The organism is Candidatus Angelobacter sp., from assembly GCA_035607015.1.
Classification (GTDB): Bacteria; Verrucomicrobiota; Verrucomicrobiia; order Limisphaerales; family AV2; genus AV2.
In genome coordinates, this window is record DATNDF010000168.1 from 1 (window position 1) to 10,423 (window position 10,423).

Here is a 10,423-nt window from a genome sequence, read left to right on the forward strand (position 1 = left end):
CCTGCCACTGACCGTCGGTGCGCGTATCGTTCTGGCCACCCGGGAAGAGGCGGCGGACGGCGCCCAACTGGCCTCAAAAATCTCGAAGGCGAATGTCACGGTCATGCAGGCCACGCCCGCCACCTGGAGGTTGCTGCTCGATTCGGGATGGTCGGGCAGCCGGTCACTCAGGATTTTTTGTGGTGGCGAAGCGTTATCGCGGGAACTTGCCAACCGACTGTGCGAATGCGGTGCTGAATTATGGAACCTTTACGGGCCGACAGAAACCACGATCTGGTCCTCGGCCGCAAGAATCGAAAGAGGAAATTCGCCCATCATCATCGGCCGGCCGATCGCCAACACGCAACTCTATGTCCTCGACCGTCAGTTGCAGCCGGTTCCCGCGGGGGTGCCGGGCGAATTGTTCATCGGCGGTGATGGCCTGGCGCGCGGCTATCTTAACCGACCGGCGTTGACCGCTGAAAAATTCATTGGCCACCCGTTCAGTGACGATCCGGACGCGCGCCTTTATCGCACCGGCGATCTGGCCCGTCGCTTCCCGGATGGAGGCGTCGAACTGTTGGGACGCGTGGATCACCAGGTCAAGATTCGCGGGTTTCGCATTGAGTTGGGCGAAATCGAATCCATTCTGCTTCAATTCCCCAAGGTGCGCGAAGCAGTTGTCGTTGCGCGCGAGGACACCCCTGCGGGCAGGAGGCTCGCCGCGTACGTGACAACCTACCGGCAAACCACGGTTTCACTCAACGAGCTGCGAAGGTTTCTGCGTGAAAAATTGCCGGATTACATGGTGCCGGCCGCATTCGTGGTTCTGGACAAACTTCCATTGACGCCCAACGGCAAAGTGGACCGTCGCGCGCTACCGGCGCCGGAGCAAGATCGTTTGAAATCGGACACGGCATTCGCCGCGCCCCGGGCCGGGCTGGAACAAACCGTCGCCGCCATCTGGGAGGAGGTCCTGTCTCTCAAAAATCCGGGCGCGGATGACAACTTCTTCGACCTGGGTGGCCACTCGCTCCAGGTGGTACAGGTTCAAAACAAATTGCGGGACCGGCTTGGGGCGGAGCTGCCTGTCATCAAACTGTTCGAGTATCCGACCATCCGCGCGCTGGCGGGGTATCTCGGCGAAAAGAAAAAAGAGGAGCCCGTGTCGCAGAGAATTCAGGAACGAACGCAACGGCAGAAGGCGTCTGTCGAGCACAAACAATTTGGCGCCCGGGTGAGATTATGAACCCATCGGAGACACAACACGAGAGCGTTGCGATCATCGGCCTGGCCGGGCGTTTTCCGGGCGCTAAAAATCCGGATGAATTCTGGCGCAACCTTCGCGATGGCGTGGAGTCAGTCTCGTTTTTCAAGGACGATGAACTGCAATCGTCCCTGCTCGATGGACCGCCCCCAAAGGACGACCCGAACTTTGTGAAGGCTCGCGCCGTGCTGGAGAATTCTGATTTGTTCGACGCGGCGTTCTTCAACATCAATCCCCGGGAGGCGGAGATCATGGACCCGCAACACCGGGTTTTTCTGGAAAGCGCATGGGAAGCGCTCGAAAACGCGGGCTACAATCCGGACACCTACAGCGGCCTGATCGGGCTATTCGCCGGGGCGAGCATGAACACCTACTTGTTCTCCAACCTGCTTGCGCACCGCGAACTGACCGCCCTGGTGGGCGGTTTTCAAATCATGCTTGCCAGCGACAAGGACTACCTGCCGACCCGCGTTTCCTACAAACTGAACCTTCGCGGTCCGAGTCTGAATGTTCAGACGGCGTGTTCCACGTCACTCGTCGCCGTCTGCCTCGCCTGCCAGAATCTGCTCAACTATCAGTGCGATATGGCCCTGGCCGGCGGCGTGTCGATCACCTTTCCACAGAAGCGGGGGCTTCTCTATCAGGAGGGCGGGATTATTTCGCCGGACGGCCATTGCCGGACGTTCGACGCGAATGCGGCGGGAACCGTGTCCGGGGACGGGGTGGGAATCGTGGTGCTCAAGCGATTGTCGGAGGCCCTCGCCGATGGCGACAACGTCCGGGCCGTCATCAAAGGGTGCGCCATCAACAATGACGGATCACAAAAAATCGGCTACACAGCGCCCGGCGTTGATGGGCAGGCCGAAGTGATTGCGATGGCGCAGGCGAATGCCGGGGTGGAACCGGAGACCATTTCCTATGTCGAGGCCCACGGCACCGGCACGCCACTGGGCGATCCCATCGAGATCGCCGCCTTGACCAAAGCATTCCGCGCCGGAACAGCGGCGAAAGGATTCTGCGCCATTGGCTCGGTGAAGAGCAATCTCGGCCATCTCGACGCCGCGGCCGGCGTGGCCGGGCTCATCAAGACGGTCCTCGCCCTGCAGCACCAACAACTGCCGCCCAGCCTGCATTTTCAACGTCCAAACCCGAAAATTGACTTCGCTGAAAGTCCGTTCGAAGTGAACGACAGACTTCGTGGGTGGAAATCGGGTGGCACACCGCGCCGCGCCGGCGTGAGCTCGTTTGGCATCGGCGGCACCAATGCGCACGTGGTACTTGAAGAAGCGCCGCCGTTGAAACCGTCCGGTGGGTCGCGTCCGCTACAACTGCTGACGCTCTCCGCCAAAACAGACTCCGCACTGGCTGCGGCCAAGGCAAATCTGGCGGAACATCTGAGGGCGGCTGCCCAGATCAACCTCGCGGATGTCGCGTTCACTCTGCACACGGGACGAAAACCGTTCAATCGCCGATGCGCTGTGATCTGCGGGAACCTCAACGACGCAGCGGTGGCGCTGACCGCGCCGGATGCAAAGCGGTTTTTCGCCGGACACCCGGTCGAATCCGGACCTCAGATTGCATTCATGTTTCCCGGCCAGGGGGCGCAACACCTCAACATGGGCCGCGAGCTTTACGAAACCGAACCGGTGTTTCGCGAGCATGTGGACCACGGTTGTGAGCTTCTCAAACCGCTCCTGGAACTTGATCTGCGGACCCTGCTGTACCCCGGGGCCGCAGAGACGGAGGGGGCCTCGCGGCAACTGACGCAGACGTTCATCACACAGCCCGCGCTGTTCGTCATTGAGTATGCTCTCGCTCAACTCTGGATGAACTGGGGCATCCGGCCGCAAGCCATGATCGGCCATAGCATTGGCGAATATGTCGCCGCCTGTCTGGCGGGCGTCTTTTCATTCGAGGACGGCCTGGCCCTGATCGCGGCCCGGGGACGGCTTGTGCAAAAGCAGCCGCCCGGCGCGATGCTCGCCGTGCGCCTGTCCGAGCGGGAAGTCCGGCCCCTGCTGGGACGGAAACTCTCGCTGGCGGCAGTCAACGGGTCAGCGCTATGTGTTGCTTCAGGACCGTACGACGCCATCGAAGCGCTGGAAAAAAAACTCGTTGAACAGGGCACGGTTTGCCGGCGATTGCACACGTCACACGCGTTCCATTCGGAAATGATGGAACCCGCGCTGCATTTGTTCACGGCCAAGGTCAAGAAGGCGAAGTTGTGCCCACCACAGATCCCGTACGTCTCCAATGTCACCGGCCAATGGATCACCGCGCGCGACGCAACCGACCCGAATTACTGGGCCGCTCATTTGCGCCAGACAGTCCGCTTCGCCGACGGTATCCATCAACTGGCGCAGGGAAATATGGCGATCCTGCTCGAGGTGGGGCCGGGCCGGACGCTGAGCACGCTGGCGCGGCAACATCCGTCTGCCGGCACGGGCCGGACCGTCCTTTCTTCACTTCGCCACGCGCAGGAACCGGAGTCCGACCAGGCGTCTTTGCTGAGTGCACTGGGCCGACTCTGGGTCTCCGGGGTAACAGTGGACTGGACCGGCTTCCACGCGCACGAACAACGGCGGCGCGTTCCGCTTCCGACATATCCATTCGAGCGGAAACGTCACTGGGTTGCGCCAGACAAAACGGACGCCAGTGAAAGTGATACCCAACCTGCCGTGTCCGGCAACTACTCAGGGAATGGTGCTACCGCGGAAGAATCGGACGGGCGGGTCGCGACGGCTCGGTCCGACGAAACCAGGCCTGGCAGCTGCGTAAATCAAACCCTGGCCGACCTGAAGGTGGTTTTCAACGAACTGTCCGGCGTTGACCTCTCCGACGCGAGGTCTTCGGCGACCTTTCTTGAGTTGGGGTTCGACTCATTGTTCCTTACTCAAGCCAGTCAGGCCGTGCAGAAACGCTTCGGGGTCAGCGTCACTTTCCGCCAATTGTTGGAAGAGTTCCGAACGTTGGAAAAACTCGCGGACCATCTGGCGCATCGTCAACCAGAGGCCGGGTCCTCGACCGGTCCGCTCCCCGCCGGGAATGCTCCGCGCGCCGAACACAGCCCACCGCTCCCCGGGGGGCGAACTGACGCGACTGCGGCGGCCGCGAAGACCGTCCCGCTGACGGACGCGCAACGCGAAATCTGGTTCGCCGCCCAAATGGGTCCGGCAGTATCCGCGGCGTACAACGAATCATGCGCGTTGCAATTGCGCGGGTCGCTGCAACTCGAGGTGCTTCGGCGGGCGATTGATCATCTCACCGAGCGACACGAGGCTCTGCGCGCGAGTTTTGCGCCAACCGGAGACGTTCAGAAGATCGCCGACTCCGTCCGGATCGAAGTCTCGCCGGTTGATTTTTCCGATCTGGACGAACGCAACCACAACGCGTGCGTCAGCGAACTTGTTCACAGCGCAGTGCGGCGCGAATTCGACCTGGTCAAAGGCCCGCTGCTGCGCGCCACAATCGCGCGGCTCGCTCCCGACCGTCACGTGCTCGTCTTTACCGCGCACCACATCATTTGCGACGGATGGTCCATGACCGCGCTGCTCTACGAGTTGGGTGAACTCTATTCTGCAGGCTGCCGGCACGCTTCGGACACGCTGCCGGCCCCGGCGTCGTTCTCCGGGTATGCGCTCCGCGAAACCGCACGACATGAAAGTCCCGAATTTACGGCCGCTGAGGCGTATTGGCTGGAACAATTTGCGGATTCGGTTCCCGTGCTCGAATTACCCAGCGACCGTCCGCGCCCCGCTGCCAGAACATTCGAAGGCGCGCATTGCGCCCGCGCGCTTGGACCGGACCTGGCGCTGGCTTTGAAACGCTTCAGCGCCGCGCGCGGTTGCACCACCTTCACGACCCTGCTGGCCGCGTTCAACGCATTGCTTCACCGGTTGAGCGGTCAGGACGACATCGTGGTGGGAGTGCCGGCGGCTGGACAAATTATGGATGGGGCGCAACACCTCGTGGGTCACTGCGCAAACCTGCTACCCATCCGCAGCCGTTTCGACCCCCGCCAGAAGTTCGGCGATTGCCTGTCAGCGCTGAAGCGAACCGTGTTGGACGCGTTTGATCACCATCAGTATCCCTTCAGCGGCCTGATCCGCAGACTGAATCTGCCGCGCGATCCGAACCGGGTGCCGCTGGCAAACGTGACGTTCAACGTCGGCCGGGCACGGGGCCGTCTGAACTTTGAAGGGCTGGTCGTCCAGGTCGCCCGCAATCCCAAAGGCTTTGTCAATTTCGACATCAATTTCAACGTCACCGAAACGGACGACGCTCTGTTGCTCGATTGCTATTACAGCCGCGAACTGTTTGACGATGCGACCATGGCCCGGCTGATGAGCCAGTTTGAAAAACTGCTTGAAACAGCCATCGAAGATCCCGAACAACAGCTCCTTGCCTTGCCGTTGCTGAGTGAAGATGAGCGGCACCGGTTGCTCGTCGAGTGGAATGACACCACTACCGGGCATCGTTGTGATGTCTGTATCCATGAACTGTTCGAGGCCCAGACCGCGCGAACCCCCGATGCCCCGGCCCTGGTTTGTGGAACCCAGCGACTCTCCTACGGAGAACTGAATCAGCGGGCCAATCAACTTGCACGCCAGCTGCACGATCTGGGCGTGGGCCGGGAATCGCTCGTAGGTATTTGCGCCGAACGGTCACCGGCCATGGTTGTCGGTCTGTTGGCGATTCTGAAGGCTGGTGGAGCGTACGTGCCGCTGGATCCGGCCTACCCCAACGACCGGCTGGCTTTCATTCTGGAGGATACCCGTGCCGCCGTCTTGTTGACGCAACAGCCACTCCTGTCGGGTCTGAAACTTGAAATTCCCGCTCTGAAAATCGTCGCTCTCGACGCTCAAGCCGGTCCGCATGAACGGCGGCCGAACGCAAGTCAATGGCCGGCGGCAACAACTGATAACCTCGCCTACGTCATCTACACGTCCGGATCCACCGGCAAACCCAAGGGCGTGGCCATCGAACATCGCAGTACCGTCGCCTTTATCCATTGGGCAATGAGTGTGTTCTCCCCGGCAGAACTGGCCGGTGTGCTGGCGTCCACGTCAATCTGCTTCGACCTGTCGGTTTTCGAGTTGTTCGTTCCGTTGAGCTGCGGCGGGACGGTGATCTTGGCCGACAACGCCCTGCAATTGCCGACCCTGCCCGCCCGCCGTGAGGTCACGCTGATTAACACCGTTCCATCCGCGATTACCGAACTTTTGAGAACGGGCGGAATACCGGACTCAGTGCGCACCGTCAATCTGGCAGGCGAGCCGCTTCCGATCCGGCTGGCGCGGCAACTTTACACCGTCGGGACCATCCAAAAGGTGTACGACCTTTACGGCCCGTCCGAGGACACCACCTATTCGACGTTCGCGCTGCGGAGCCCGAACGGCCCTGCGACTATCGGCCGGCCGATTGCAAACACACAGGTTTATATCCTGGATGATCATCAGCAGCCCGCGCCGGTCGGTGTCCCCGGTGAGTTGTGCCTCGGCGGCGATGGCCTGGCGCGCGGTTACTTGAACCGCCCCGCGTTGACGGCCGAAAAATTCATCCCCCATCCATTTGCCGGGCAACCCGGCGCGCGCCTCTACAAAACCGGGGATCGGGCGCGATATCTGGCTGATGGCAACATTGAATTCCTGGGCCGGCTCGATCACCAGGTCAAAGTGCGCGGTTTTCGCATCGAACCGGGTGAAATCCAATCTTCGCTCGGTCTTCACTCTGCGGTCGCCGATTGCCTGGTGATCGCCCGGGAGGACACGCCGGGTGACAAACGGCTCGTCGCGTACGTCATTCTGAAGCCGCATTCACAGATCAACCTCTCCGAGTTGAGGGATTTCCTGAAGAAAAAACTGCCGGATTACATGGTGCCCTCGTCCTTCGTTCCACTCGACAAGATGCCATTGACGCCGAACGGCAAAGTGGACCGCGCGGCGCTCCCCCTCCCGAACCTGACGCGCCAGGATTCGGGAAAGAATTACACTGCGCCACGCACGACAACGGAAGAAACGCTCGTCGCAATCTGGAAAAGTGTGCTGGGACTGGACAAAGTCGGCGTTGACGACAGCTTTTTCGATCTGGGCGGGCACTCCTTGTTGGTCACCCAGGTACTGACGCGCGTCCGTGAAGCGTTCCAGGTCGAGCTGCCGATGCGTCGCTTCTTCGAAACACCGACGATCGCCGAACTGGCCGACGCGGTTGAGGACGCGCTCGTCCTGGAAATCAGGGAATTATCCGACGAGGAGGCCGGGCACCGGGCGGGTGCCGCCGAGTTGGTGGAGAAAGGCGGCCCGTGACTCTCCGAAACGAAATCACTTTACCGCGGAAGGAGCTTTCTGATTCGCAGAGGGCCTTGCTTGAAAAACGTCTGCGCGAGGCCAGGGACACCGCAACGAAAAAGGCCCATCAAAGAGCCATCCCGCATCGCACGCCGCGGGACGAGATGCCGCTTTCCTGTGCCCAGCAACGTCTCTGGTTTCTGGACCAATTGGAGCCCGGCAGCTGTGTCTATAACGTGTGTCAAGCCGTGCGCATGACCGGCACGCTCGCGGTCACAGCGCTGGAGCGAAGTCTTAACGAAATCATCCGCCGGCACGAGGTCTTGAGGACCAATTTCCTGACCCGTGATGGAAGCCCGTTGCAAGTGATCGCTGACAACCGGAAGTTGAATCTGTCGACGGCTGATTTGAGCGGGCAGCCGGATCCTGGACGCGAGAGAAAACTTACGTCCCTTCTTCAAGAAGAGGCGAGCAAACCGTTCGATTTGTCGCGCGATCTACTGATGCGCGCGCTGCTGATCCGGCTGGCGGTCAACGAGCACGTGCTGGTGATCACCATGCACCATATCGTGTCAGACGGCTGGTCGATTGGCGTTCTTTTCGAGGAACTGGCGGCGCTCTACGAATCGTTCCTCGCCGCCGGGACGCCGGCCCTGCCTGACCTACCGATTCAATACGCAGACTATGCTCTTTGGGAACGGGAACGGCTTGGCGAAGACGCGCTCCGGCGGCAACTGGCTTACTGGCGGAACCAATTGGGCGGCGACCTGCCCATGCTGGAGCTACCTCTGGACCGGCCGCGACCGGCTTCGCAAAGCCTGCGCGGCGGGACCGCGACACTCCAGCTTTCGCCTGCCCTTACGAGCGACCTCAAGGACCTGACCCAACGGGAAGGAGTCACATTGTTCATGACGCTTCTCGCGGCCTTTCAGACGCTGCTACACCGTTACACCAGCCAGGAGGACATTGTGATCGGCTCATGTGTCGCCGGGCGAACACAGTCGGATCTGGAGAAGTTGATCGGCTTCTTTGTCAACACCCTTGTCTTCCGGGGTGATCTCGCCGGCGATCCGACTTTTCGGGAACTGCTCCAGCGCGTGCGGGAGACCGCCTTCAACGCCTTTGCGCACCAGGATCTGCCGTTTGAAAAAATGGTGGAGGAGTTGCAGCCCGAACGGAGCCTGAACAGGAATCCCTTCTTCCAGGTCATGTTCGTATTGCAGAACGCCCCGGTCGCCACCGCGCAGTTGCCAGGGTTGCAATTGCAACCGATCGACGTGGACAACGGGACCGCAAAGTTTGATCTGACGCTGACGCTGACGGATTCGGCGCAGGGCCTCCGCGCCGCCCTGGAATACAATGCCGATCTGTTTGAACGCGACACCGCCGCGCGGATGCTGAAGCATTTTCGAACGTTGTTGGAGGGAGTCGTCCGCAATCCCAATCAAAGACTGTCCGAGCTGCCCCTTTTGACGGCGGAGGAACAGCATCAGTTGCTCGTGGAATGGAACACTCCGATCCGGGTCACTTGCGACAGCGCGAACGGCGGAGTGCGGATTCCCCGGGATGGTGGCGCCACTTTACACGAGTTGTTCGAAGCTCAGGCGCGGCGCACACCTGATGCCGAGGCCGTGGTTTGCGGAAATGAGCGGCTCACCTACCGTATGTTGAACACCCGCGCGAATGGACTCGCCCATTACTTGCGTGAACTGGGTGTCGGACCCGACGTGTTCGTCGGTCTCTGCATGGAGCGGTCGGCGGATCTGGTGGTGGGTCTGATGGCTATCCTCAAAGCGGGCGGAGCCTATCTGCCAATTGATCTTGCCTACCCGCAGGAGCGCCTCGCGTTCATGCTGTCGGACGCGAAAGCCCCCGTCCTCCTTACTCAATCGAAGCTGGCTATGAACGTGCCCGACGCGGCGGCGCGGGTCATTTGCGTGGATGATCCGGCGGTTGTTGCGCGTTGCATGGAATTCGACGCGGACCTTCTCCCTCTGGCCGACGCGGACCACCTATGCTACGTCATTTACACTTCCGGCACGACGGGCAGACCGAAAGGCTCCCTGATCACACATCGAAACGTCACGCGTCTCTTTGCGGCAACGGAGCAATGGTACAGGTTCAATGAGCGCGACGTGTGGACGCTCTTCCATTCATACGCGTTCGACTTCAGCGTTTGGGAGATATGGGGCGCCCTGCTGTACGGCGGGAGACTGGTGGTGGTGCCGTATCTGGTGAGCCGTTCACCGGAAGCGTTTTATGAACTGCTCGCAGCCGAACAGGTCACGGTGTTGAACCAGACGCCATCGGCCTTCCGACAGCTCATTCACGTCGAGAAAAGTTCCGGCCAGAAGGAGCTGGCGCTGCGCTTTGTCATATTCGGCGGTGAAGCGCTCGAACTGCATAGCCTCAAACCGTGGTTCGAACGCCACGGCGACCGGCAACCATTCCTGGTGAACATGTACGGCATCACGGAGACGACGGTGCATGTCACTTACCGCGCGTTGGCTGGACATGACGTGCCATCCGGCAGCGTTATCGGAACACCCATCCCTGATTTACAGGTTTACATTCTCGACCCGCACGGCAGGCCGGTGCCCATCGGCGTAACCGGCGAAATGTATGTGGGCGGCGCCGGATTGGGACGCGGATACCTGAACCATTCCGAGCTGACGGCCGATCGGTTTGTCCCCGATCCCTTCAGCCGCACACCCGGCGCGCGGCTGTACCGGACCGGCGATCGTGCGCGCTTTCTGCCGAACCGCGACATCGAGTATCTGGGCCGCGTTGACCATCAGGTCAAGATTCGCGGCTTCCGGATCGAACTGGGCGAAATCGAATCGTTGCTATGCGGGTATCCGGCCGTGAGCGAGGCGGTCGTACTGGCGCG

The 10,423-nt window shown here is 60.9% G+C and carries 3 protein-coding genes; all 3 read left to right on the plus strand.

The window, feature by feature from the left end; translation table 11 throughout:
- Positions 1-1,228: non-ribosomal peptide synthetase (locus VN887_06850; protein ID HXT39725.1), on the plus strand; the 1,228-nt coding region annotated here is incomplete at its 5' end.
- The gene (locus VN887_06855) at positions 1,225-7,551 is read left to right on the plus strand and encodes an amino acid adenylation domain-containing protein (GenBank protein ID HXT39726.1); all 6,327 of its coding nucleotides are present in this window, start codon (positions 1,225-1,227) and stop codon (positions 7,549-7,551) included. The genes VN887_06850 and VN887_06855, both read left to right, overlap by 4 nt.
- 56 nt (positions 7,552-7,607) lie before the next feature.
- The coding region (locus VN887_06860; protein ID HXT39727.1) for an amino acid adenylation domain-containing protein at positions 7,608-10,423 on the plus strand (2,816 nt) is incomplete at its 3' end.